This window comes from Stenotrophomonas rhizophila, assembly GCF_003651185.1.
GTDB lineage: Bacteria > Pseudomonadota > Gammaproteobacteria > Xanthomonadales > Xanthomonadaceae > Stenotrophomonas > Stenotrophomonas maltophilia_Z.
The window spans coordinates 35,724-59,078 of the sequence record NZ_RCDC01000008.1 but is presented as its reverse complement, the minus strand read 5'-3'; the positions used below and the strand labels follow the sequence as shown (position 1 = coordinate 59,078).

Below are 23,355 nucleotides of genomic sequence, written 5' to 3'. Positions count from 1 at the left end.
CGGGTGACGCCAACGGTCATTGGGACAGACAAGCGCAATGTCGGCCGCCGACGTCAGCGCCGCGGCCAGGACCGCCACGTGAAACCTCCGTTTACCGCCGCATGGCCCGCCGGAGGGGGCTGAATTTCTTCAAATCTGCGACCTACGCAGCACTGAGGTGCTGCAGATTTCAACGAATTTGCACCGCTTTTTGCCCGCCTTGCGAGCCAGGGACGCGGCCGGTGCCCTGTTTTTTTTAAATCTGGACGTGAGGTTCAATCGCCCCAGGGTAGAACCCAAGCAACGCGCGCAGACCCAAACGAGACTGTCCACACCCGCTCTGTATGGCTTATGCACAGCCTATGGGCAATCTGTGGATAAAAAAGGCCTCTTGCACCACCTCGAAAGATATCCACAGGATCACCCCCAGGCTTAGACCCTGTTTTACCGGGGGTTTCGAGCCTATATTTCTCTTTAAAAGCAAACACTTAACCTACTTTTCAACCAAATCTGGCCCTACCACCACCACCAAGCTTTAGATTTATATACAGTTTTTAAAAGCATAGAGCTGTGATCCAGCGGTCTGAAAGCCGGGCGCAACAGCGCTTCGGAGCAGACGAGCAATTTGCGCAGTTCGCTAGGTTGACGCAGGCAGAATCGACAAGCGCGACAGCAGTCGATCGCCATTTTTCGCTGACCCCGTCTGGTGCCGCACCGAAGGAACGGGAGCCGAACGTAGTCACCGTCTCGTCGGATGGAAGGCGTGAAGGCTCGTTGCCAACGTGTCGGCTTTGCTACTTGGCGTCTGTCCACGTGAGTTGGGCTGCGTCGGCAAACGATCAAACCAACAGTACGGCGACGGCGACGGCGACGGCGAAAGCCCAAGCCCCCAGACAAATGCTCCACGTGGAACATCGTTTTCCCGCCCAAAAAGAAACCCGGCAATGCCGGGCTTCTCAGAACCACTCGGTTCCACGTGGAACTTGCGCGTTTCAGGTCACAGGCGCAGCGGCATCACGACGTGACGCGACTTCTCGCTGCTGGCCTCACGGACCAGGGCAGAGGAGTTCGAATCGCGCAGCTGGATGACGACGTGCTCGTCGCGCAGTGCGGACAACGCGTCCAGCAGGTAGTTCACGTTGAAGCCGATCGCCAGATCGCTGACCGTGGTATCGGCCTCGATCTCTTCCTGGGCTTCTTCCTGCTCCGGGTTGTGCGCGCTGATCTTCAGGTTGCCCGGCGAGACTTCCACGCGGATGCCGCGGTACTTTTCGTTGGACAGAATCGCAGCGCGCTGCAGCGAGGCACGCAGGGCTTCGCGATCAACCTTCACTTCACGGTCGGCACCGATCGGAATCACAGCCTCGTAATCCGGGAACCGGCCGTCGATCAGCTTCGAGGTGAAGGTTACGTCGTCGCGTTTGACGCGAACGTGGCTGCGGCCGACTTCCAGCTCGATCTCACGATCGCCGCTTTCCAGCAGACGCTGCAGCTCGGTCACGCCCTTGCGCGGCACGATGATCTGACGCTTGGCGCCGCTGGCTTTTTCCAGCTCGGTTTCGCACAGCGCCAGGCGGTGACCGTCGGTCGCCACGGTACGCAGGGCATCGCCACGCAGGTCGAACAGCAGGCCGTTGAGGTAGTAGCGCACGTCCTGCTGGGCCATCGCGAACGCGGTGCGTTCGATCAGTTCCTTCAGGGTCGCTTCGCCGATGGCCACGCGTTCGGTTGCTTCGACTTCGTCGACAGACGGGAAGTCGTTGGCCGGCAACGTTGCCAGGGTGAAGCGGCTGCGCCCGGCCTGGACGGTGATCTTGTCACCGGCCTGCGAGACGGTGATCCGGCTGCCGTCGGGCAGGGCGCGGATGATCTCGAACAGCTTGCGGGCGGGGATGGTGGTCTCGCCGTCCTGGGCATCTTCCACCGCGATCCGCGACACCATTTCCACTTCCAGGTCCGTACCGGTCAGCGAGAGCTGTCCGTTCTGGACCTGAACCAGGAAATTAGCCAGAACCGGCAGGGTCTGGCGGCGTTCGACCACGTTGACGACTTGTGCCAACGGCTTGAGAAAGGCTTCGCGCTGCAGTGTGAAACGCATGTGGTTCCGTGCCCCTATGCTTTAAAAAAATGTGGAATAAATCAAAAGCTTGGTGGTGCTGGTAGGGCCAGAATCGCGGGAAAACACGACTAAGCCTTTGTAAACAATAGGGTTTTTGACCGCGAAACCCTCTGCATTACTAGCCCCCAAGGGGTGGGGAAAGGTGTGGATAACTTTACCGTCGAATCAGCCGGCTTTTTTATCCACACCCTATACCTCGCTTACTACCGGATTCTGCACCGTTTTATGCGATGACGCCTTAGCGGCGTACATGCATCATTCGCTCAACTTCCGGATCAGCTTGTCCCAGTCTTCCCGCAACTTGCCGTCCGCTTCCATCAACGTCCGGATCTGCCGGCAGGCATGCAGCACCGTGGTGTGGTCCCGGCCGGCAAAGGCGTCGCCGATTTCCGGCAGGCTGTGCTCGGTCAGTTCCTTGGTCAGGGCCATGGCGACCTGACGGGGACGGGCCAGCGACCGGGTCCGACGCTTGGACAGCAGATCCTTGATCTGCAGCCCGTAGTAGTCGGCCACGGTTTTCTGGATGTTGGGAATGCTGATCGCCTGCTGCTGGGCGCGAAGCAGGTCGCGCAGGGTTTCCTGGGCGAAATCAGTGGTGATCGCACGGCCGGTGAAGTTGGCGCGTGCGGCCAGGGTATTCAACGCACCTTCGAGGTCGCGGACATTGGAGCGCATCTTCTTGGCAATCAGAAACGCCACATCGTCGGGGATATCGGTGCCACGCTCGCGGGCCTTGGCCAGCACGATCGCTGCACGCGTCTCGAAGTCCGGCGGCTCGATCGCCACGGACAGGCCCCAGGCCAGGCGCGACTTCAGCCGTGCTTCCAGGCCCTCGACTTCGCGCGGGTACCGGTCGCAGGTCAGGATGATCTGCTGCTTGCCGTCGAACAGGGCGTTGAACGTATGGAAGAACTCTTCCTGGGTACGGTCCTTGCCGGCGAAGAACTGGATGTCATCGATCAGCAGCGCGTCGACCTGCTGGAACTGGCGCTTGAACTGGTCCATGGTTTTTTCCTGCAGCGCACGGATCATCGCGCTGAAGAACTGTTCCGAACGCAGGTACAGCACCTTGGCCGCCGGGTTGGCCTGACGCATCGCATTGCCGGCCGCGAACATCAGGTGGGTCTTGCCCAGGCCGGTCCCGCCGTACAGCAGCAAGGGGTTGTGGGCGCGGTCGCCCGGCTTCTGCGCCGCCTGGAACGCCGCGGCCAGCCCCAGCTGGTTGCTGCGGCCTTCCACGAAGTTGGCGAAGGTGTAGTGCGAATCCATGTTGCCGGCGAACGGCACCAGGGGTTCGGCCGGCGCCGCCGGTGCGGACAGGCCCGGAATCGGCGCGATCTGCGCCTCTACCGGACGCGGACGCGAGCCGATTTCAAGAAAAACGTCGCCGAAACCGGCGAAGTGCGCCAGCAGCTCCTTGATGCGCGGCAGATACAGCTCGCGCACCTGGTCGACGATGAAGGCGTTTGGCGCATAAAGCACCAGGCTGTCCGCGCGCAGATCTGCCTGCAGCGGCTTCAACCAGGTGTGAACATCCTCGGGCGGAAACTCCGCTTCAAGGCGTTCGAGAGAACGAGACCAGGCATCCATCGGCAATAATCGTCTGGGGCCAGCGGATAGGCGAACAAAAGCGCCGCACCGCAGGCCGGAAGGGGGGAAGAATGGATGGCGCAGACTACCACCGACGAGGGGGGCCGGGAATGGTTGTCCCAAAGTTATTCACAAAACGATCCACAGCTATTGCACAGCCCGGTGAATTCCCGTAGTGACAGACACTTGACGGGACCTCGATGAGGTCTATAGAATTTCCGGTTCTTTCCGTCCCCTTCATATAGAGGCCCGCATGGCCACCAAGCGCACTTTCCAACCCAGCAACCTCAAGCGTAAGCGCGACCATGGCTTCCGTGCCCGTATGAAGACCGCTGACGGCCGCAAGATCCTGTCGCGTCGCCGCGCCAAGGGCCGTAAAGTCCTGAGCGCTTGATTGCAATGCCGCTTTCCGCGGCAGACGCAATCCTGACTGTGAGCAGTTCCGACCCGCGCAAGCGATTTCCTCGCTCTGCGCGGGTTCGTACGCGTGCCGAATATACAACGGTCTTCAACGGCGCCCGCCGTGTGTCCGATCCGCTGATGACCCTGCACTGGCTGAAGAGCGATACGCCAGCCAGGTTGGGTCTTGCCGTGTCGCGCAAAGTCGATCCCCGAGCCGTGGGTCGCAACCGAGTGAAGCGTGTGTTGCGCGATGCCACACGCCACGTACGGCCGTGGATGAGTGCCGGCGATTACGTCGTCGTTGCCCGCAGTGCCGCCCGTACCGCCAGCAATTCAGATATCCGCCAGGCCTTTGAACGCCTGCTGCGCCGCCTTGGCGCATTGCCCATGCCGGGCGCGGACGGCACAATGCCGCCGCCCCTGGGCGTTGCACCCCTTTCCCAGTCCGAGCCGGCATTGCGTGCCGGCCCCGTCGAGCCTGCACGCTGATGAACCAGACCCGCGTTTTCCTGATTTTTGCCTGGCTGATGGTGGCCGTGTTGCTGTGGATGGAGTGGGGCCGCGATAAAGCCGCGCCGCCGACCCCGGCCGTGGCCACCCAGACCACCCAGGCCAGCGTGCCGGGTGCGGCTGCCGGGAGCATCCCCGGTGCGCCCGTGCCCCAGGCTGACGGCTCCCTGCCGGCGGCACAGCCGGCCGCGCAGACCGAGGCCGGTCCGGCCCGCGTGACCATCACCACCGACGTGCTGCGTCTGGTGCTGGACGGTGGCACGGTGCTGGATGCCGAGCTGCTGCAGTTCCCGCAGACCAAGGAAGAAGGCAGCCCGCCGGTCCGCCTGCTGACCGAAGAGGCGACCCACCCGTACCGCGCGGTGAGTGGCTGGATCAGCGAAGACAAGACCATGCCGGTGCCGGCCGCCAACGGCTTCAAGCTGGTCGGTGAGAACCACGACTTCGTGCTGGCCAAGGGCCAGGACGAGGTCACGGTGCCGTTCGAATGGACCGGCCCGAACGGCGTGACCATCCGCCGCACCTACTCGCTGGGTCGCAATGAGTACGCGATCACGGTGAAGGATGAAGTGGTCAACGGCGGCAGCGCCCCGTGGAGCGGCTACGTGTTCCGCACCCTGGACCGCACCCCGACCATCCTCTCGCGCAGCATGACCAACCCGGACTCGTTCAGCTTCAACGGCGCGACCTGGTTCAGCCCGCAGGACGGGTACGAGCGCCGCGCGTTCAAGGATTACCTGGACGACGGCCATCTCAATCGCACCATCACCGGCGGCTGGCTGGCGATGCTGCAGCACCACTTCTTCACCGCGTGGATTCCGCAGGCCGACCAGGCCGCGCAGTACTCGCTGGCGCAGAACAACGGCCGCGACCAGATCGAAGCGCGTGGCCCGGCCTTCACCGTGGCCCCGGGCCAGCAGGTCAGCACCGAAGCCCGCCTGTGGGTCGGCCCGAAGCTGGTCAACCTGATCGCCAAGGAAGACGTGAAGGGCCTGGACCGCGTGGTCGACTACAGCCGCTTCTCGCTGATGGCGATCATCGGCCAGGGCCTGTTCTGGGTCCTCAACCAGGTCCACAAGGTCGTCAACAACTGGGGCTGGGCGATCGTCGGCCTGGTGGTGCTGCTGAAGCTGGTGCTGTATCCGCTCTCGGCCGTGCAGTACAAGTCCGGTGCCAAGATGCGTCGCTTCCAGCCGCGCATCGCGCAGCTCAAGGAACGCTATGGCGATGACCGCCAGAAGTTCCAGACCGCGATGATGGAGCTGTACAAGAAAGAGAAGATCAACCCGATGGGCGGCTGTCTGCCGATCCTCATCCAGATGCCGATCTTCTTCGCGCTGTACTGGGTGCTGGTGGAATCGGTGGAACTGCGCCAGGCCCCGTGGCTGGGCTGGATCCAGGATCTGACCGCACGTGACCCGTACTTCATCCTGCCGGTGATCAACGTGGCGGTGATGTGGGCCACCCAGAAGCTGACCCCGGCGCCGGGCATGGACCCGATGCAGGCCAAGATGATGCAGCTGATGCCGCTGGTGTTCGGCGTCATGATGGCCTTCATGCCGTCCGGTCTGGTGCTGTACTGGGTCGTCAACGGTGGCCTGGGCCTGCTCCAGCAGTGGTGGATGACCAAGCGTCATGGCAGCGATCCGCTGCCGGTCGTCACCGCCAAGAAGTAAGCCACACAGGAGACCCGCCGCAAGGCGGGTTTCCTGCATCTGCGGCCCGGCCAACCGTGCGGTCCGTAGAATGCCCCCTGATTCCCCGCACGCTGCAGTGAGCCCGACATGACCCATGCCCCCGACACCATCGTGGCCATCGCGACCGCGCCCGGCGCGGGCGGCGTCGGCATGCTGCGGCTGTCCGGCCCGCAGGCGCGGCCCATCGCCGAGGCGATCGGCGTGCGCGCGATGCAGCCGCGGCACGCGCATTACGCGCGCTTGCGCGATGCGGCCGGCGAGGTGATCGACGACGGCATCGCGCTGTGGTTCCCGGCGCCGAACAGCTTCACCGGCGAAGAAGTGGTGGAACTGCAGGGGCATGGCAGCCCGGTGGTGCTCCAGCAACTGGTCGCGCGCTGCATCGCACTGGGGGCTCGGCAGGCGCGGCCGGGTGAGTTCAGCGAGCGGGCCTTCCTCAACGGCAAGCTCGACCTGGCCCAGGCCGAGGCGATTGCCGATCTGATTGCCGCCAGCGATACCCGCGCAGCGCGCGCGGCACGCCGCTCGCTGGACGGGGTCTTCTCGCGCCGCGTGGACGAGGTCGCAGAACAGCTTGTTCTGCTGCGGATCCACGTGGAGGCGGCGATCGACTTCGCCGACGAACCGCTCGACACCCTTGGCGGCGCGCAGGTCCGCAGTGGCCTGGTCACCGCGCTGCAGGCGTTGATCCGGCTCCGCGAGGATGCCGAACGCGGGCGCAAACTGCGCGACGGTCTGCATGCCGTCCTGGTCGGGCCGCCGAATGCCGGCAAGAGTTCGCTGCTCAATGCACTGGCCGGCAGCGAGCGGGCGATCGTCACCGACATCGCCGGGACCACCCGCGACACCCTGCGCGAGACCATCCGCATCGATGGCCTGGAACTGACCCTGGTCGACACCGCCGGTCTGCGCGAAGGCGGCGATGCGATCGAGCGCGAAGGCATGCGCCGGGCGCGCGCGGAGATGCAGCGCACCGACCTGGCCATCGTGGTGGTCGATGCGCGCGAGCCGCAGGCCGGCCGCGACGCAGTGGGCGACAGCATCGCGGACGTGCCGCAGCAGCTGTGGATCCACAACAAGAGCGATCTGCTGGCCGCGATGCCGTCCGACGCTCCTGCGGACGTGGTACATGTCTCGGCCGCGACCGGCCTCGGGCTGGATCAACTGCACGCACGCCTGCGCGCGCTGGCCAGCGGCAGTGCCGGCGACAGCGTGGACGGTGAGTTCTCCGCGCGTGCCCGCCATGTGGAGGCGATCGGCCAGGCGATCGGCCATGCCGAACGCGCCGAATCGGAGCTGGTCCACGAGCACCTGGAGCTGGCGGCGGAGGAGCTGCGCCTGGCCCATGAGGCGCTGGGCGAGATCACCGGACGGATGAGCGCCGATGACCTGTTGGGGCGGATTTTCTCGAGCTTCTGTATCGGGAAGTAGGCGGAGGCCTTTCTTCGCGCTGTCACACCCTTGCAGCAGACTGACCGTGATCTTTATCGACAGGGATTTGCAGTGTCCAAGCAGTTGTGGGGATGTGTGTTGCTGGTGTCGCTGGCCGTGGCACCATCGGTGGCCATGAGCGCTGAATCGTCTTCCTCCACGCCGGCCAAGGCCGCCGTCTACGGCCACCGCGGTGCCAGTGCGCTGCTGCCCGAGCACACGCTCGCCGCGTACGCGCAGGCCATCGCCGATGGCGCCGACTACATCGAGCCGGACCTGGTGATGACCAAGGACGGCGTGCTGGTATCGCGCCACGAGAACGAGATCGGCGGCACCACCGATGTGGCCGCGCACCCGGAGTTCGCCAGCCGCAGGACCGTCAAGAGCATCGACGGCGAGCGCATCGAAGGCTGGTTCACCGAAGACTTCACCCTGGCCGAGCTGAAGACGCTGTACGCCCGCGAGCGCCTGCCACAGCTGCGCAGCACCGCCTTCGACGGCCAGTTCCGCATCGCCACGCTGGATGAGATCATCGCCTTCCTGGTGCAGCAGGCCGGCCGCGCCAACCGCGGCATCGGGCTGGTACCGGAGATCAAGCACGGCACCTACTTCAGGAGCATCGGCCTGCCGATGGAAGACAAGGTGGTCGCCGCGCTGCAGGGCAACGCCTACACGCGCGTGGCGCCGGTGACGATCCAGTCCTTCGAGGTCGGCAACCTGCGGTACCTGCGCGGCAAGCTCGGCCGCGACAGCAACATCCGCCTGCTGCAGTTGCTCGGCGATTCCAAGCAGCAGCCCGGTGACGTACTCGCGGCCAAGGGCAGCCAGCGCTATGCCGACCTGATCACCCCGGCGGGACTGCGCGATGTGGCGACCTACGCCGACGGCATCGGCCCGAGCCTGCGCATGGTCATTCCACTGGATGCGCAGGGGAAGCTGGGCACCCCGACCTCGCTGGTGCGCGATGCACATGCAGCCGGGTTGATGGTGGTGCCGTATACGTTCCGGCCGGAGAACTCCTTCCTGGCCGCGGAGTTCCGCAGCGGCGAGCCGAATGCCCGCAATGCCGAAGGCTCGGTGGCCGAGATGCGGGCCTACCTGGCCACCGGCATCGATGCGTTCTTCACCGATGACCCGGCGCTGGGCCGGCGTGCGGTGGATGGGGATGGGGATGGCACGACCGCAGCCAATCCCTGAGCGTGTAGAGCCACGCCATCAGATGCGTTGCCGGTCAGTCCAGCGATGACCCTTCATCGCGCCGCCGGAACGGCAGCACCACGAAGTCGCGGCCCTCGCGCGGTTGCCACAGCACCGGCACGCCGGTCGGGGAGGGCGGCTCCAGATCGGCATCGCGCGCTGCCTCGATGTCATCCTCTTCCTCGTCCTCCCAGCTGTAGCGCTTGCGCGGCGCCATCGGGTCGGAGAGGCGGAACAGCAGCGCGCTGATGATGCCGGCGAAGGCACCGCCCATATGCGATTGCCAGGACACGCCCGGCTCGTGCGGCAGGATGGTCAGCAGCATGCTGCCGTAGAACAGGAAGGCGATCAGCCCGGCCGCGATCGCTGGCCGGTCGCGGCGCAGCAGGCCGAGCACGAACACCAGGAACATCAGGCCGTGGGTGATGCCACTGGCGCCCAGATGGCGGCTGCCCAGATCGCCGAGCAGCCAGGCACCGAGCCCCGAGCCGACCCACAACAGGGGCAGCGCGCGCACGGTGGCTTTGGGATAGACGCTGCCGGCCAAGGTGCCGAGGATCAGCAGGGCCGCCGCATTGGCGCCCAGATGCTGGATCGAGCCGTGCAGCAGCGGGGCACCGAGAATGCCGAGCAGGCCGGCCTTGTCCAGCGGGGCAACCGCCCACGGACGCCAGTCGACATGGCCCTGGGCGGTATACACCGCGACCAGCAGCAGCACGAAGGCCAGGCTCAGGTTGAACGCCCGCAGTACACCACCACGGTCGTTGCGGGACGGAACCGGCGGCGCGCCGGTGGGCTGGGGCAGGTTGGCGTTCATACCCTCAGGGATGGCGTCGCCCCGGATGAACACAAGGGCAACGTCGTGGGAGAGAGAGGTACCGCCTGCGGGACAATCCCGCAGGCGGCACGGTCGGTCAGGCGTGGCCGCCTTCCTTCGGCGGATTCTTCAGGCTCAGCACCACGGTCGCGGCGATGATCACCGCCACCACACCCAGCGAGATCGGGGTGGGGATCTTGAAGAGGTCGATCAGCATCATCTTGATGCCGATGAAGGCCAGCACCAGGGCCAGGCCGTACGGCAGCAGGTGGAAGCGATCGGCCATGCCGGCCAGCAGGAAGAACATCGCGCGCAGGCCCAGCACCGCGAAGACGTTGGAGGTCAGCACGATGAACGGGTCGGTGGTGATCGCGAAGATCGCCGGGATGCTGTCCACCGCGAAGATCACGTCGGTCACCGCGATCAGGATCAGCACCACGAACAGCGGCGTGAACCAGCGCTTGCCATCGCGCATGACGCTCATCGCGTTGCCGGCATAGTCGGGCAGCAGGCGCAGGTGCTTGCGCATCCAGCGCAGGGCGGGGTTGGTCTCAAGATCCGGCTCGCTGCCGGCCGAGAACCACATCTTCCAGCCGGTGAAGAGCAGGAACGCGCCGAACACATAGAGCAGCCAGTGGAACTTGGTCAGCAGCACGCTGCCGGCGAAGATCATGATGGTACGCAGCACGATCGCGCCCAGGATGCCGATGATCAGCACCTTCTGGCGCTGTTCCTCGGGCACCGCGAAGTAGCCCATGATCATCAGGAACACGAAGATGTTGTCCACGGCCAGGGCTTTCTCGACCAGGTAACCGGTCAGGAACTCCAGGCCGACCTTGTTGGCCACCACTTGGCCCGCAGTCTCGTTCAGGTAGTACCAGAGGCCACCGTTGAAGGCCAGGGCGAGGGCAACCCAGCCGATGGACCACCACAGGGCTTCCTTGAAGGTGACCTTGTGTGGGCCGCCGTGTCGCATCAAGACGAGGTCGACCAGCAGCGCGATGATCACCACCGCGCCGAAGCCGCCCCACAACCACACATTACCGATCGTCTGCATTGGGTTTATCCGTTGGAAAAATAGAGTGCCTCAAGCCGGATGGCGAGGATCTGCAACGGAGGATCGGGGGGATCCAGGGACAGAGCTTCGCCATACGGCGAAGGTCTCGCTCGCAGTCCCGATGGGTGGGACTGCCGTTGCACCGGAGCCTGCGGGCTCGAATTGACGGCGACAACGTCTGGGAGCTACTCCCCTTCTGAGGCCGATTCTGCGGGGTGCCGGGGCCGGCGTCAAATCCTTTCCATGCCCCGGTGCTGCTGAACCCAATGCCCCAACCGGTAGTGACGGCCGCTGGCCGTCAACCACGTAGCGGCCGGGTTTACCGCGCTGACGGCCAGCGGCCGTCACTACCAGAGCGCCAGCGGCGTCGCTCCCAGCGCCGAGGGCTGCAGGCTTCCTGTTTACAATACGCCCATGAATACCCCTGCCCCCGTTGTCCGCCTCAAGAACGCCTGGCGCTCCAGCCACCCGTGGATCTTCCAGAAACTGGTCGAAAAGCCGGCCGTCCGTCCCAAACCCGGTGCCATCGTCGACGTCGTCGGCGTGGACGGGGAGTGGATCGGGCGTGGCTTCTACAACGGTCATTCGCGCATTGCCGTGCGCATCCTGGAGACCGATCAGGCCATCCCGGTCGACGCCGGCTGGTTCTCGCGCAAGATCGCCCAGGCGGTGTCGCTGCGCCGTGAGGTGCTCAAGCTGGACGAGATCTCCGATGCCTGGCGCGTGGTCCACAGCGAAGGTGACGGTCTCTCCGGCCTAGTGGTGGACCGCTACGGCGATCTGGTCGTGGTCGAATTCTTCGCCGCCGGCATGTTCCGCCACCGCGAGTGGGTGTATGAAGCCCTGCGCGAACAGTTCCCGGGCTGCCGTTTCCACAGCTTCGCCGACGAACACGTGCAGAAGCAGGAAAGCTTCGACTTCCACGGCAACACCACCACCGAAGCCTCGGTGATCACCGAGTACGGCGTGAAGTTCCGCGCCGACCCGGCCGGTGCGCACAAGACCGGCTTCTTCGCCGACCAGCGTGAGAACCGCCAGTGGCTGAGCCAGCAGGTGGAAGGCAAGACCGTGCTGGACCTGTGCTGCAACACCGGTGGTTTTGCGGTGTATGCCGCCGCGCGCGGTGCGGCCGAGGTGGTCGGTATCGACATCGATGAAGACGTGATCGCCATCGCCAAGGGCAACGCCAAGCTCAACAACGTGCGCCCGAAGTTCATCCAGTCCGACATCTTCCCGTGGCTGCGCGATGCATCCAACCGCGGCGAGAAGTTCGACGTGGTGATCCTCGATCCGGCCAAGATGACCCGCGACCGCGACCAGGTCATCACCGCGCTGAAGAAGTACCTGGACATGAACAAGCTGGCGCTGGGGGTGGTCAAGCCCGGTGGCCTGCTCGCCACGTTCTCGTGCACCGGCCTGGTGGCCGAAGACCAGTTCCTGGACATGCTGCGCCGCGCCGCGTTCTACGCCGGCCGCACCATCCAGATCCTGAAGGTGGCCGGCGCAGGTCCGGATCACCCGTTCATGGCCCACGTGCAGGAATCGCGGTATCTCAAGGCCGTGTTCTGCCGCGTGGTGGATTGATCCGCACCGGAATTCCGGCCACGTTAGGCATCGGGTAGTGCCGGCCGCTGGCCGGCTCCTCCTGGTCTCCGATTGTCGCGGGGAGCCGGCCAGCGGCCGGCACTACCGTTTGTTGTCCTCTCGGCGCTATGGTCTGACGCTTCCCAACCAAGGTGAGGCGTCATGACGTTGCGCAGTCTGTCTTTGCTGGTCTCGCTGGCGTTGTGCACGCCGCTGGCCACCCACGCCATCGCGTTCACCCCGCAGGAACTGGCCAAGGCGTCCGCGTTGCAGCAGCGGCTGCTGACGCTGGACAGCCATCTGGATACACCGGCCAACTTCCACCGCGACGGCTTCGACATCACCCAGCGGCACGACCACAACGCGCTGTCGCAGGTGGACTACCCGCGCATGGTCGAAGGCGCGCTCGACGGCGGCTTCTGGGCGATCTACACCGACCAGGGCGACCGCAGCGCGCAGGCGCACCAGCATGATCGTGATGCCGGCCTGCTGCGGCTGACCGAGATCCGCGAGATGCTCGCCGCGCATCCGGACACCTTCCAGCTCGCACTGACCGCCGCCGATGCCGCGCGCATCAAGGCCGCCGGCAAGCGCGTGGTCTACATCAGCATGGAGAACGCCAGCCCGCTGGTCGACGATCCCACGCTGCTCAGTTACTACCACCTGGCCGGCCTGCGCCTGCTCAGCACGGTGCACTTCGCCAACAACGAGTTCGCCGATTCGGCCACCGATCCCAAAGGCGCCGAGTGGAAGGGCCTGAGTCCGGCCGGCAAGGCGCTGGTGGATGAGGCGGTGCGGCTGGGCATCGTCATCGATCAGTCGCATGCCTCCGATGCGGTGTTCGATGATCTGATCGAGCGCATGCCGGTGCCGTTCGTGCTCTCGCACAGCTCGGCCAAGGCGATCTACAACCATCCGCGCAACCTCGACGATGTGCGCCTGAAGCGGCTGGCCAAGGCCGGCGGCGTGATCCAGGTCAACGCCTATGGTGGTTATCTGATCGACACCGCCAAGAGCGAGGCGCGCAAGGCGGCCGAAACGGCGCTGATGGCGCAGCTGGGCACCGATTACGACGGCATGAGCATCCAGCAGGGTGTCGCGCTGAAGAAGGGGCTGGAGGAGATCGACCGGCGCATTGCGCTGCGCAAGGCCACGCTCGACGATTTCTTCGCCCACGTCGAGCACATCCTCAACGTGGTCGGCCCCGAACACGTGGGCATCGGGCTGGACTGGGATGGCGGCGGTGGCCTGGCCGATCTGCCCGACGTGAGCCAGCTGCCGAAGATCACCGCGTGGCTGCTGCGCAAGGGCTACAGCGAGAAACAGATCGCCGGCATCTGGGGCGGCAACCTGCTGCGCGTCATGCAGCAGGCACAGGATCACGCGGCCAAAGTTGCCGCCGCGAAGCCCTGAGGCCAGTGGCGCGTCGCGCGCTGCCCGGCAGGGCGGCGTCACCAGCGCCCGCAAAGAAAAAGGCAGGCCCAAGGCCTGCCTTTCTCACACCCGGTCATCGCCGGCCCGGTGGCCGGCGCGATCGCTCAGCGCTTGCCCAGCACCGCATTGCGACGCCCGTAGGCGAAGTAGGCGATCAGGCCCAGAACGTTCCACGCCAGGAAGTACAACTGCGTGGTGCTCGGCAGGCTGAAGAACAGGTACACGCAGCCGATCACCGCCAGCGGGCCGACCACGTAGGCCAGCGGCGTGCGGAACTTGCGCACGCGGTTGGGTTCGCGCTTGCGCAGCACCACCAGGCACAGGCCCACCGCGGTGAACGCGGCCAGCGTGCCGGCGTTGGCCAGCGCAGCGATCTCATCCAGACGTGCCACGCCGGCCAGCGCAGCAACCAGCACCGCGGTGAACAGCGTGGTGGCGACCGGCGTGCCGGTGCGCGCGCTGACCTTGGACAGACCACGCGGCAGCAGGCCATCGCGCGACATGACGAAGAAGATGCGGCTCTGGCCGTACAGGAAGGCCAGCAGCACGGTCGGCAGCGCGATCACCGCCGCTGCGCCGATCCACTTGGCCGCACCCGGGCTGCCCAGCTCGCGCAGGATCAGCGCCAGCGGCTCGGCGCTCTGGCCGAAGATCGTGTAGCTCATCGCACCCACGGCGGCCAGCGCCACCAGCACGTAGATGATGGTGCAACCGACCATCGAGCCGATGATGCCGATTGCCAGGTCGCGCTCGGGCTTCTTGGTTTCTTCAGCGGCGGTGGAGATCGCATCGAAGCCGTAGAACGCAAAGAAGATGATCGCGGCGGCCGCCATCACCCCGCGTTCCACGCCATCGGCGCCCAGCGACTTGACGAAGCCGAACGGCATGAACGGCTCCATGTGGCCGGTATCGAAGTGCGGCAGGGCGATCGCCACGAACACGGTCAGCGCGATGATCTTGATCACCACCAGGACTGCGTTGAGGGTCGCGCTTTCCTTGGTGCCGGCCATCAGCATGCCGGCCACCAGGAAAGTGATCAGCACCGCCGGCAGGTTGATGAAGCCGCCTTCCACGTGAGGGCCGGCGGTCAGCATCAAGGGCAGGTCGATCCCGAAGCCGTGCAGGAAGCCGACCGCGTAGCCGGACCACCCGACCGCGACCGTACTCACCACCAGCGAGTACTCCAGGATCAGGCTCCAGCCGACCACCCAGGCCACCACCTCGCCCAGGGCGGTGTAGCTGTAGGTGTAGGCGCTGCCGGCGGCCGGCATCATCGTGGCCAGTTCGGCGTAGGACAGGGCCGCGCAGGCGCAGACCGCGCCGGCGATGGCAAAGGAAATCAGCACCGCGGGGCCGGCCAGGTTCGCGCCGACACCGATCAGGGTGTAGATGCCGGTGCCGACGATCGCGCCGATGCCCAGCGCGATCAGGTGCGGCCAACTCAGGGTCGGGATCAGTTGCCTGCCGGCTTCATGGACGGTGACGGTGTCTAGGGACTTGCGCCGGAGCAATGACATGGGGCCTCGCGGTGGATGACTGTGAACGACAAGTCTGCGAGTTTTACCGAACGCGGCGCAGCATTACTACTGCCAAGCGTCGTAAGCGGCTGCACGGCCCGCATGACTGAGGCGAAGGTGACGAAACCGGCACAAAGGCCGGACGCTCATTCCCAGTGGCAGCCGGTGTCGGTGATCGCCTCGAAGTCTTCGCCGAAGGCGGTCTGCTGGCCGGTGCGCGCGTTGGTGTAGGAGAAGCCATAGATGCGCGCGCCTTGGGTGCTGATCGCGTAGTGGCCAATGACCTTGCCGTCCAGGTGCTCGTCCCACACCGTGTCGAACTGCCACGGGCGGTCTTCGGCCAGCACCGTGCTCTCCTGCGAGGCCAGGGTCAGCCGCAGCCACGCGGTCTTGCCGGCGTAACGCACATGGCTGACCCGCTCACCGTCCGCGGTGCCCTCGGGGAGTTTCCATTCGAGGTGGATCTGCTGGCGGCTGCCGCCGGTCAGGCAGCGGATGTCATCGGCGTGCGCCGGCGCGATGGCCAGCAGCAGCAACAGCGGGGCGAGCCAGCGCATGGGGCAGGGTTCATCCAGACAGAAAGAGGGCCATTGTCCTCCCGCGCGCGCGCTGCCGGCAGCATCAGCCGGATCGAGCATCCTGATCCGGCCGGTGGGCGTCAGCGGTTCAACGTCGCCATGGCCGCAGGGGCATAGCGCGGGCCGGCGGCGGCATGCGCCGGGAAGATCGCATCGATCCGGGCCAGCGCGTCGGCGCTGAGCTGCACCTGGAGCGCGCCGAGGTTTTCTTCCAGATAGGCCAGCCGCTTGGTGCCCGGGATCGGCACCAGGTCTTCGCCCTGCGCCAGCACCCAGGCCAGGGCCAGCTGCCCGGGGCTCACGCCCTGGGTCTTGGCCATCGCGGTGACCGCGTCGACCAGGCCCAGGTTGCGGTCGAAGTTCTCGCCCTGGAAGCGCGGCGATTGGCGGCGGTAGTCGTCGGCGTCGAAATCGGCCGGGCTGCGGATCGCGCCGGTCAGGAAGCCACGGCCCAGCGGCGAGTAGGGCACGAACCCGATGCCGAGCTCGCGCACCGTCGCCAGCACACCGTTGTCTTCCGGATCGCGCGACCACAGCGAGTACTCGGTCTGCACCGCGGTGATCGGATGCACCGCATGGGCGCGGCGGATCGTGCCGGCCGAGGCTTCGGACAGGCCCAGGAAGCGCACCTTGCCCTGTTCGACCAGCCGCGCCATCGCCCCCACGGTGTCCTCGATCGGCACCGTGCCGTCCACGCGGTGCTGGTAGTACAGGTCGATGTGGTCCACGCCCAACCGCTGCAAGCTGGCCTCGCAGGCGGCGATCACGTACTCCGGGCGGCCATCGACGCTGCGCGTGGCGGTGTCGCTCGGCTCCAGCTTGATCCCGAACTTGGTGGCGAGGAACACCTGGTCGCGGCGGCCGGCGATCGCCTTGCCGACCAGCACCTCGTTGGTGTGCGGGCCGTACATGTCGGCGGTGTCGAGCAGGGTGACGCCGCGCTCCAGCGCGCGGTGGATGACCGCGATCGCGTCGGCATCGCTGCCGCGGCCGCCATAGAACGCGCTCATGCCCATGCAGCCCAGGCCGAGCGCGGAAACGGTGGGGCCATCACGGCCAAGGGTGCGGGTCTGCATGCGGTACTCCGGGGAAGGGAAGGAACAGGACCAGCATCCTCCTGCGGACTATGTGGATAAACTGGCTGCTCCTGCATCGTCCTTGAAGCCAGCCTTCACAATGAGCGCTCAGCATCCTCTGCCCGCCGTGGTTGCCTTCGCCCGCGTCGCGCACCATGCCAGCTTCACCCGGGCCGCCGACGAGCTGGGCGTATCGCCCTCGGCGCTCTCGCAGACGGTGCGCGCGCTGGAGGCCCACCTTGGCGTGCGGCTGCTGCAACGGACCACGCGCCGGGTCGGCCTGACCGAGCAGGGCGCGCGCTTCCTGGCGCAGGTACGTGAGGGCCTGGCCCGGATCGATGCCGCGTTCGACGACCTGGACCAGCTGCGCGATGTCCCCGCCGGCAAACTGCGCATCAACGTGCCGAGGATCGCTGCCGAACTGCTGGTGCTGCCGCACCTGCCCGGCTTCCTGGCGCGTTATCCACAGATCGAGGTGGAGCTGTTCGTGGAGACCGCGCTGACCGATCTGGTCGCCGGCGGCTTTGACGCGGGGATCCGCTTGGGCGAAAGCCTGGCCCGCGGCATGATCGCAGTGCCGATCGGGCCGCTGGAACGCCAGGTGGTGGTGGCCACGCCGGATTATCTGGCCATGCATGGCGTGCCCGTGACCCCGGCCGACCTGGTCGGGCACGAGTGCATCGTGCACCGGCTCAGCACCGGACGGCGGATGGCGTGGGAGTTCACCGGTGAGGGGCGCGATTTCGAGGTCGAGGTCGCGGGCCGGCTGGTGTTCAACGATGCCGGGCTGATCCATGCGGCGGTCACCCGGGGTATGGGCCTGGCGCAGGGGTTCGAGGCGCTGTACGCCGGCGATGTGGCGGCCGGCCGCCTGCAGTGCGTGCTGCAGGACTGGCAGCAGCCGTTCGCCGGCTTCCACCTCTACTACCCGGCACGCGAGCAGATGGCGCCCAAGCTGCGGGTGTTCATCGACCATCTGCGTGAGGCGATGCGGCGCTGACGCGTGCGGCTCAGCCGGTGCCCGGCAGCAGGGCGCGTGCCCAGTCTGCCTGCGGTGGATGGCCCTGTGGATAGATCACCTGCGCATCCCCGGGGAAGCGCTTGCAGCACAACACGCCGTTGGCATCGAACAGACGCCAGCCCTGCGCCGCCGCTTCGGCCTCGGCGATGCGATGGCGCAGCCCAAGCACCAGGCTGGCGTGGCAGTCGAACAGGCACGTACGAAGATCGATCCGGTCCAGCGGCTGAAGCCCCGCGACGATGCGGGTCACGGCTGGATGGGCCAGATCGATGCGCCGGGTGTGCATGCCGAGCAGACGTTCGTCATGACCACTCAGGTGCTGCACGAAGTAGACAGGTGGCGGCATGGGTCCCCGCAGTGTTGCGCACGCGCCGGTGAGGCGACGTTGGACGATGGCGCCGATTGGACACCTCGCCGGTACGCAGGGGAATCTCAATGTTTGAATGAAAACCGAGCGTCGCGATGATGCTGCCTATCCGCGGCCGAACGCGACGCGCCCTGTCGTCGTGCACCACGCTTGCCTGCAAGGGCTCAGCCGCTCACGCCCAGCCGCACACCGAAGCCGACCAGAAACACCCCTGCCACCCGCCTCAGCCAAAGCCCGACACGCGGGTGCTGCAGAATCCGACGGCGCAGCAGGTTGCCCACCCCGATCAGCACCGAGCAGTAGGCCAGCCCCATGCCGAAAATGATCAGCCCCATGGTCGCAAACGTCACCACGCCCTGGTGCCGTGCCGGATCGATGAACAACGGCAGGAAGGCCATGTAGAAGATGATCGCCTTCGGGTTGAGCAGGTTGATCAGCACCGCCTGGCGGAAGTAGTGGCCCGGCGTGAGGCGGATGCCACCTTCCTCGCCCGGGGCGCGCGGCTGGCGCAGCAGGCCGATGCCGATCCACACCAGGTACCCCGCGCCGAGGTACTGCACCGCGTGGAACACCAGCGGGTTGGCCTTGAGCAGCGTCGCTACGCCGGCCACCGCCAGCCACATCAGGATCTGGTCGCCCAGCAGCAGGCCGAACAGCGCCGTGTAACCGCCGCGCACGCCGCCGCGGCCGGTGGCGGTGAGCAGGGTGAAGGTGCCCGGGCCCGGCAGTGCCAGGAACACCAGCACGGCAGCAACAAAGGTCCACAGATCCTGGATGCCCATCCACGGCATGGCGGCGACTCGACGACGGGGGAGGAGCATTGTCCGGCAGCCGCGCGCCGGGCGATAGCGTCAGCGCGCGCCGGCCGGCAAGCCGGCGAGCAGCGGCTGCAGCCGTTGCGCGAACATCGCATGCAGCTGCCGGATCGCCGGCGAGAACTGCTTGCGGTGCGGGCACACCAGGTTCAACGGCAGGCTGTCGCCGGCCCCGTCCAGCAGCACCTGCAGGCGCCCGGCCTGCACATCGGCACAGATATCCAGCCACGATTTGAACACGATGCCTTCTCCCGCCACTGCCCAGCGCCGGACCACGTCGGCATCGTCGCAGACCATGTTGCCGCGCACCGGGATCACCGTGCGCCGTCCATCGGCCTCGAAACTCCAGCGGTCATAGGCTCGCCCAGCCAGTTGATACAGCAGGCAGTGGTGCTCCTTCAGCGCCTCCAGGCTGTCCGGCGCACCGTGCCGGGCCAGGTAATCCGGTGACGCGGCCAGCACCCGGCGATTGCCGGGCAGCAAGGGCAGTGCGACGTAGCTGGCGTTGTCGAAGCGGCCCAGGCGGAAGGCGATGTCGACCGGGTCGCGGAATACATCGGCAACCTGGTCGGACACCTGCAGGCGCAGCTGCAGCTTCGGGTGCGCGGCGCGGAACTCGGTCAGCCATGGCAGCAGCAGGTTGCGGCCCAGATCCGAGGGCGCGGCGACCTGCAGCGTGCCGCGCAGTTCGGCATCTGCGCCCCGCACCCGGGCCTCGCCCTCGCGCAGCGCGGCCAGCACCTCCTGCGCGCAGGGCAGGTACAGCGCGCCCTCGGCGGTCAGGCGCAGGCTGCGGGTGGAACGCACGAACAGGCGCAGGTCCAGCTCGCGTTCCAGCCGCGCCACCGCCGCAGCGACCTGACCGGGCAGCAGGCCCGCCTCGCGCGCGGCGTTGGAAAAGCTGCCCAGCGCGGCGGTGCGGACAAACAGGGCGAGGTCATCGAACCGGACCATTTTCATTCCTGCAGTGAAAGTGCTGCCCGATTTTGCGCCTTTCTCTGCCAGGGCGTGAAGCGCAGGCTGTCCGTCTTCCCCAACGGATCTCCCCCGATGAAAGCCGTCGCCTATACCCAGCATGGCCTGCCGATCAGCGACCCCGCCGCGCTGGTGGACATCACCCTGCCGATCCCCACCCCCGGCCCGCGCGACCTGCGGGTCGAGGTCCGCGCGATCTCGGTAAACCCGGTCGATACCAAGGTCCGCACCGGCGTGGCGGTCACCGAGCCGCGCGTACTGGGCTTCGACGCAGTCGGCATCGTGGATGCGGTGGGCGACGCGGTGACGCTGTTCCAGCCCGGTGACGCGGTCTTCTACGCCGGCGCGATCGGCCGCGCCGGCAGCAATGCCGAGTACCAGCTGGTGGACGAGCGCATTGTCGGCCACAAGCCGGCCAGCCTGGACGATGCCGCCGCCGCGGCGTTGCCGCTGACCGCGATCACCGCCTGGGAGCTGCTGTTCGACCGTCTGCGCATCGCGGAAAACGGCGGCGAAGGGCAGACCCTGCTGGTGATCGGCGCCGCTGGTGGCGTCGGCTCGATCCTGGTGCAGCTGGCCCGCCAGCTGACCCGCCTGACCGTGATCGGCACCGCCTCGCGCCCGGATACCCAGGACTGGGTCTACGCGCTGGGTGCGCACCATGTGATCGACCACACCCAGCCGCTGAGCGAAGGCCTGCAGCGCCTGGGCATCGCCGAGGTCAGCCATGTGGCCAGCCTGACCCATACCGACCAGCACTACGATCAGATCGTTGCCGTGCTGGCGCCGCAGGGTCAGCTGGCGCTGATCGACGATCCCGGCCAGCTCGACGTGATGGCGCTCAAGCGCAAGAGCCTGTCCCTGCACTGGGAATCGATGTTCACCCGCTCCAGCTTCAACACGCCCGATGTGCAGCGCCAGCACGACCTGCTTGAGCGCGTCGCCGCGCTGATCGACGCGGGCGTGCTGCGCACCACGCTCGGCGAGCACTACGGCCGCATCAACGCCGCCAACCTGCGCCAGGCGCACGCCCTGATCGAGAGCCACCGCGCGCGCGGCAAGCTCGTGCTCGAAGGGTTCTGACGCAGCCAATGAGACCGCCGCGGCCTACACTTGGCGCATGCAAACCGAATTCCTCATCCTCGGCGGCCTGGTGTGTGCCGTCCTCGTGCTGCAGCTGCTCGCGCTGCTGCGGCGTTCCGGCAACGGCGGCCTTGAACAGACCCTGCGCGAGGAAGCGCGGGTCGGCCGCAGCGAACTGCGCGAGCAGCTCGAAGGCCTGGGCCGCCAGCAGGATGCCCGGCTGGAAAGTTTCGCGCGCGCGCTGACCGATCTCTCCACCCGTACCGACCAGCGGCTGGACCTGCTGCGCGATGCGCTCGGTGAAGACGCGCGCAAGGCCCGCGAGGAAAGCACGCTCAGCCAGCAGCGCACCGGCGACCTGCTGGCCCTGCGCATGCAGGAAGTGCGTGCGCAGCTGGAAGCGTTCGGGCAACAGCAGCAGGCGCGCATCGAAGCGTTCGGCCAGCAGCTGGTGGAACTGACCACGCGCACCGACAGCCACATGGCCGCGTTGCGCCAGGCCCTGGCAGAAGACGCTCGCCTGGGCCGCGAGGAAACCGGGCAGTCGCAGCAGCGCCTGGGTGAATCGCTGGGCCTGCGCCTGCAGGAGATGACCCAGCGCAACGAGCAGCGTATCGGCGAGATGCGTGCCACGCTCGAGCAGCAGCTCAAGAGCCTGCAGAGCGACAACGCCGAGAAGCTCGACCAGATGCGCGTGACCGTGGACGAGAAGCTGCAGACGACCCTGGAGACCCGCCTGGGTGCTTCGTTCCAGTTGGTCTCCGAGCGGCTGGAGCAGGTCCAGCGCGGGCTCGGCGAAATGCAGCAGCTGGCCACCGGTGTGGGCGACCTCAAGCGCGTGCTGACCAACGTCAAGAACCGCGGCAGCTGGGGCGAAGTGCAGCTGGACAACATCCTCGAGCAGACGCTCACCCAGGAGCAGTACGCGCGCGGCGTCAAAGTACGCCCGGACAGCAACGAGATCGTCGATATCGCCGTGCGCCTGCCGGGCCGCGGCCACGAAGACACGCCGGTCTGGCTGCCGATCGATTCCAAGTTCCCGCGTGAGGATTACGAGCGCCTGCTCGATGCGCAGGAGCAGGGCGACGTTGACGGTGTGCGCGTGCAGGGCGCGCAGCTCGAACGCGCGATCCGCATCCAGGCCAAATCGATCTGCGACAAGTACATCGCGCCGCCGCACACCACCGATTTCGCGGTGATGTTCCTGCCCACTGAAAGCCTGTACGCCGAAGTGATCCGGCGCCCTGGCCTGATCGACCTGCTGCAGCGCGACCATCGCGTGGTGGTGGCGGGCCCGACCACCGTCACCGCGTTGCTCAACAGCCTGCAGATGGGCTTCCGCACGCTGGCCATCGAACAGCGCTCCAGCGAAGTGTGGGGCCTGCTCGGTGCGGTCAAGAGCGAGTTCGGCAAGTTTGCCGGCATCCTGGAAAAAGCCGAGAAGCAGATCACCACGGTTGGCCGCAGCCTCGGCGAAGCCAGCCGCAAGACGCGCACCATCGAGCGCCGCCTGCGCAGCGTGGAAACGCTGGGCAGTGAACAGACCCAGGACCTGCTCGGCGACATGAGCGGCGAGGACGAGGACGTGGCCGGCGACGAGACCAGCCCCGCGCAGGAGTGAACGCCGACGCCGTGCATGCAGGTGATCGCGCATGCTGCGCGGCACGTCTTTTCCCTGCCGTCTTCAACCTTTCAAGGAACCGCCCATGCGTCTGACCCTGATGCTGTCCCTCCTGTTCGCCCTGGCCGGGTGCAGCAGCACACCGCCTGCCGATACCACCGCAACCACGCCTGCCACGCCCAGCGCCGCCGAATGCACCGCCGCCGGTGGCAGCCTGCAGCCGCTGGGTCGCCTGCAGCGCGTGCAGTGTGTGGTGCCCTACGCGGATGCCGGCAAGGCCTGCAGCGCCAAGGCCGACTGCACCGGCCAGTGCCTGGCCACCGGCGATGCCGCACCGGGAACGGCCGCGCGTGGCGTCTGCCAGCGCGATGTCAGCCAGAACTTCGGCTGCCGCCAGCGCATCGATGGCGGCGTGACCCTAGGCACGATCTGCGTCGACTGACCTCCCCACGGCACGGCTATGCTGTGCCTCCCCTGATCCAACG

The 23,355-nt window shown here is 66.5% G+C and carries 20 protein-coding genes and 1 pseudogene; 11 read left to right on the top strand and 10 right to left on the bottom strand.

Translation table 11 applies throughout. From position 1 onward, the window contains the following. Nucleotides 1-976: 976 nt before the first annotated feature. Both dnaN and dnaA read right to left on the bottom strand, forming a co-directional pair. On the bottom strand, nt 977-2,077 hold the full coding sequence (gene dnaN, locus BCL79_RS18140) for a DNA polymerase III subunit beta (protein WP_121043728.1): 1,101 nt from the start codon (nt 2,075-2,077) through the stop codon (nt 977-979). 276 nt (nt 2,078-2,353) lie between these two features. Next, entirely contained in the window at nt 2,354-3,688 is a 1,335-nt protein-coding gene (gene dnaA / locus BCL79_RS18135; protein ID WP_046272260.1) for a chromosomal replication initiator protein DnaA, read from the bottom strand. A gap of 253 nt (nt 3,689-3,941) precedes the next feature. Between dnaA and rpmH the strand changes: the two genes are divergently transcribed. The 5 genes from rpmH to BCL79_RS18110 all read left to right on the top strand — a co-directional run bounded on the left by rpmH (nt 3,942) and on the right by BCL79_RS18110 (nt 8,925). Then, entirely contained in the window at nt 3,942-4,082 is a 141-nt protein-coding gene (gene rpmH / locus BCL79_RS18130) for a 50S ribosomal protein L34 (protein WP_006404565.1), read from the top strand. 5 nt (nt 4,083-4,087) lie between these two features. Next, entirely contained in the window at nt 4,088-4,579 is a 492-nt protein-coding gene (gene rnpA, locus BCL79_RS18125) for a ribonuclease P protein component (protein WP_121043725.1), read from the top strand. After that, nucleotides 4,579-6,276, top strand: a complete 1,698-nt coding sequence (yidC, locus tag BCL79_RS18120; protein WP_121043722.1) for a membrane protein insertase YidC — start codon at nt 4,579-4,581, stop codon at nt 6,274-6,276. Before rnpA ends, yidC begins: the two co-directional genes overlap by 1 nt. Nucleotides 6,277-6,384: 108 nt before the next feature. Beyond that, nucleotides 6,385-7,728 carry a tRNA uridine-5-carboxymethylaminomethyl(34) synthesis GTPase MnmE gene (gene mnmE / locus BCL79_RS18115; RefSeq protein WP_121043719.1) on the top strand — a complete coding sequence of 448 codons (1,344 nt, stop codon included), beginning with the start codon at nt 6,385-6,387 and terminating at the stop codon, nt 7,726-7,728. A gap of 135 nt (nt 7,729-7,863) precedes the next feature. Next, nucleotides 7,864-8,925 (top strand): glycerophosphodiester phosphodiesterase, encoded by a 1,062-nt coding sequence (locus tag BCL79_RS18110; RefSeq protein ID WP_121044019.1) that lies wholly within the window; start codon nt 7,864-7,866, stop codon nt 8,923-8,925. 34 nt (nt 8,926-8,959) lie between these two features. On the opposite strand, the gene BCL79_RS18105 is transcribed toward BCL79_RS18110, so the two are convergent. Next, entirely contained in the window at nt 8,960-9,742 is a 783-nt protein-coding gene (locus BCL79_RS18105) for a rhomboid family intramembrane serine protease (RefSeq protein WP_121043717.1), read from the bottom strand. 97 nt (nt 9,743-9,839) lie between these two features. Further along, nucleotides 9,840-10,799 (bottom strand): TerC family protein, encoded by a 960-nt coding sequence (locus tag BCL79_RS18100; RefSeq protein WP_070474178.1) that lies wholly within the window; start codon nt 10,797-10,799, stop codon nt 9,840-9,842. Nucleotides 10,800-11,213: 414 nt separating this feature from the next. Here BCL79_RS18100 and BCL79_RS18095 point away from each other — a divergent pair, with 414 nt between their 5' ends. Together BCL79_RS18095 and BCL79_RS18090 are read left to right on the top strand one after the other, a co-directional pair. Next, the gene (locus BCL79_RS18095; RefSeq protein WP_121043714.1) at nt 11,214-12,383 is read left to right on the top strand and encodes a class I SAM-dependent rRNA methyltransferase; all 1,170 of its coding nucleotides are present in this window, start codon (nt 11,214-11,216) and stop codon (nt 12,381-12,383) included. A 162-nt stretch (nt 12,384-12,545) separates the two neighbouring features. Then, a complete protein-coding gene (locus BCL79_RS18090; protein ID WP_121043711.1) occupies nt 12,546-13,796 on the top strand; it encodes a dipeptidase in 1,251 nt (416 codons plus the stop codon). Between the two features lie 125 nt (nt 13,797-13,921). Here BCL79_RS18090 and BCL79_RS18085 read toward each other — a convergent pair whose 3' ends face one another. From BCL79_RS18085 to BCL79_RS18075, 3 genes are all read right to left on the bottom strand, one after another. Then, complete coding sequence (locus BCL79_RS18085) at nt 13,922-15,334, bottom strand: amino acid permease (protein WP_121043708.1); 1,413 nt, start codon at nt 15,332-15,334, stop codon at nt 13,922-13,924. Between the two features lie 146 nt (nt 15,335-15,480). Next, nucleotides 15,481-15,891: a hypothetical protein gene (locus tag BCL79_RS18080; RefSeq protein WP_121043705.1), complete on the bottom strand. Its 411-nt coding sequence runs from the start codon at nt 15,889-15,891 to the stop codon at nt 15,481-15,483. Between the two features lie 101 nt (nt 15,892-15,992). Further along, the gene (locus BCL79_RS18075) at nt 15,993-16,988 is read right to left on the bottom strand and encodes an aldo/keto reductase (RefSeq protein ID WP_121043702.1); all 996 of its coding nucleotides are present in this window, start codon (nt 16,986-16,988) and stop codon (nt 15,993-15,995) included. Nucleotides 16,989-17,088: 100 nt separating this feature from the next. On the opposite strand from BCL79_RS18075, the gene BCL79_RS18070 reads away from it, so the two are divergent. Further along, nucleotides 17,089-17,988: a LysR family transcriptional regulator gene (locus BCL79_RS18070; RefSeq protein WP_121043699.1), complete on the top strand. Its 900-nt coding sequence runs from the start codon at nt 17,089-17,091 to the stop codon at nt 17,986-17,988. Nucleotides 17,989-17,998: 10 nt separating this feature from the next. Here BCL79_RS18070 and BCL79_RS18065 read toward each other — a convergent pair whose 3' ends face one another. The 3 genes and pseudogenes from BCL79_RS18065 to BCL79_RS18055 all read right to left on the bottom strand — a co-directional run. Continuing rightward, on the bottom strand, nt 17,999-18,355 hold the full coding sequence (locus BCL79_RS18065; protein WP_121043696.1) for a hypothetical protein: 357 nt from the start codon (nt 18,353-18,355) through the stop codon (nt 17,999-18,001). 185 nt (nt 18,356-18,540) lie between these two features. Next, nucleotides 18,541-19,167: a leucine efflux protein LeuE gene (gene leuE, locus BCL79_RS18060; protein WP_121043693.1), complete on the bottom strand. Its 627-nt coding sequence runs from the start codon at nt 19,165-19,167 to the stop codon at nt 18,541-18,543. Between the two features lie 16 nt (nt 19,168-19,183). Then, nucleotides 19,184-20,151 (bottom strand): annotated as a pseudogene (locus BCL79_RS18055) (LysR family transcriptional regulator); the annotation flags it as partial. A 90-nt stretch (nt 20,152-20,241) separates the two neighbouring features. Here BCL79_RS18055 and BCL79_RS18050 point away from each other — a divergent pair. The 3 genes from BCL79_RS18050 to BCL79_RS18040 all read left to right on the top strand — a co-directional run bounded on the left by BCL79_RS18050 (nt 20,242) and on the right by BCL79_RS18040 (nt 23,312). Beyond that, nucleotides 20,242-21,249, top strand: a complete 1,008-nt coding sequence (locus tag BCL79_RS18050; protein WP_121043687.1) for a zinc-binding alcohol dehydrogenase family protein — start codon at nt 20,242-20,244, stop codon at nt 21,247-21,249. Nucleotides 21,250-21,286: 37 nt separating this feature from the next. Continuing rightward, entirely contained in the window at nt 21,287-22,870 is a 1,584-nt protein-coding gene (rmuC, locus tag BCL79_RS18045; RefSeq protein WP_121043684.1) for a DNA recombination protein RmuC, read from the top strand. Nucleotides 22,871-22,955: 85 nt separating this feature from the next. Beyond that, on the top strand, nt 22,956-23,312 hold the full coding sequence (locus BCL79_RS18040) for a hypothetical protein (RefSeq protein WP_121043682.1): 357 nt from the start codon (nt 22,956-22,958) through the stop codon (nt 23,310-23,312). Nucleotides 23,313-23,355: the final 43 nt, after the last annotated feature.

Excerpts from the sequence above, each read along its gene's own strand:
- rnpA (WP_121043725.1), top strand. The coding sequence starts at position 4,088 with ATGCCGCTTTCCGCGGCAGACGCAATCCTGACTGTGAGCAGTTCCGAC.
- BCL79_RS18090 (WP_121043711.1), top strand. The coding sequence starts at position 12,546 with ATGACGTTGCGCAGTCTGTCTTTGCTGGTCTCGCTGGCGTTGTGCACG.
- yidC (WP_121043722.1), top strand. The coding sequence starts at position 4,579 with ATGAACCAGACCCGCGTTTTCCTGATTTTTGCCTGGCTGATGGTGGCC.
- BCL79_RS18105 (WP_121043717.1), bottom strand. The coding sequence starts at position 9,742 with ATGAACGCCAACCTGCCCCAGCCCACCGGCGCGCCGCCGGTTCCGTCC.
- BCL79_RS18085 (WP_121043708.1), bottom strand. The coding sequence starts at position 15,334 with ATGTCATTGCTCCGGCGCAAGTCCCTAGACACCGTCACCGTCCATGAA.
- BCL79_RS18095 (WP_121043714.1), top strand. The coding sequence starts at position 11,214 with ATGAATACCCCTGCCCCCGTTGTCCGCCTCAAGAACGCCTGGCGCTCC.
- mnmE (WP_121043719.1), top strand. The coding sequence starts at position 6,385 with ATGACCCATGCCCCCGACACCATCGTGGCCATCGCGACCGCGCCCGGC.
- leuE (WP_121043693.1), bottom strand. The coding sequence starts at position 19,167 with ATGCCGTGGATGGGCATCCAGGATCTGTGGACCTTTGTTGCTGCCGTG.
- BCL79_RS18080 (WP_121043705.1), bottom strand. The coding sequence starts at position 15,891 with ATGCGCTGGCTCGCCCCGCTGTTGCTGCTGCTGGCCATCGCGCCGGCG.
- BCL79_RS18110 (WP_121044019.1), top strand. The coding sequence starts at position 7,864 with ATGAGCGCTGAATCGTCTTCCTCCACGCCGGCCAAGGCCGCCGTCTAC.
- BCL79_RS18100 (WP_070474178.1), bottom strand. The coding sequence starts at position 10,799 with ATGCAGACGATCGGTAATGTGTGGTTGTGGGGCGGCTTCGGCGCGGTG.
- BCL79_RS18040 (WP_121043682.1), top strand. The coding sequence starts at position 22,956 with ATGCGTCTGACCCTGATGCTGTCCCTCCTGTTCGCCCTGGCCGGGTGC.
- BCL79_RS18070 (WP_121043699.1), top strand. The coding sequence starts at position 17,089 with ATGAGCGCTCAGCATCCTCTGCCCGCCGTGGTTGCCTTCGCCCGCGTC.
- BCL79_RS18065 (WP_121043696.1), bottom strand. The coding sequence starts at position 18,355 with ATGCCGCCACCTGTCTACTTCGTGCAGCACCTGAGTGGTCATGACGAA.
- dnaA (WP_046272260.1), bottom strand. The coding sequence starts at position 3,688 with ATGGATGCCTGGTCTCGTTCTCTCGAACGCCTTGAAGCGGAGTTTCCG.
- rmuC (WP_121043684.1), top strand. The coding sequence starts at position 21,287 with ATGCAAACCGAATTCCTCATCCTCGGCGGCCTGGTGTGTGCCGTCCTC.
- BCL79_RS18075 (WP_121043702.1), bottom strand. The coding sequence starts at position 16,988 with ATGCAGACCCGCACCCTTGGCCGTGATGGCCCCACCGTTTCCGCGCTC.
- rpmH (WP_006404565.1), top strand. The coding sequence starts at position 3,942 with ATGGCCACCAAGCGCACTTTCCAACCCAGCAACCTCAAGCGTAAGCGC.
- dnaN (WP_121043728.1), bottom strand. The coding sequence starts at position 2,077 with ATGCGTTTCACACTGCAGCGCGAAGCCTTTCTCAAGCCGTTGGCACAA.
- BCL79_RS18050 (WP_121043687.1), top strand. The coding sequence starts at position 20,242 with ATGAAAGCCGTCGCCTATACCCAGCATGGCCTGCCGATCAGCGACCCC.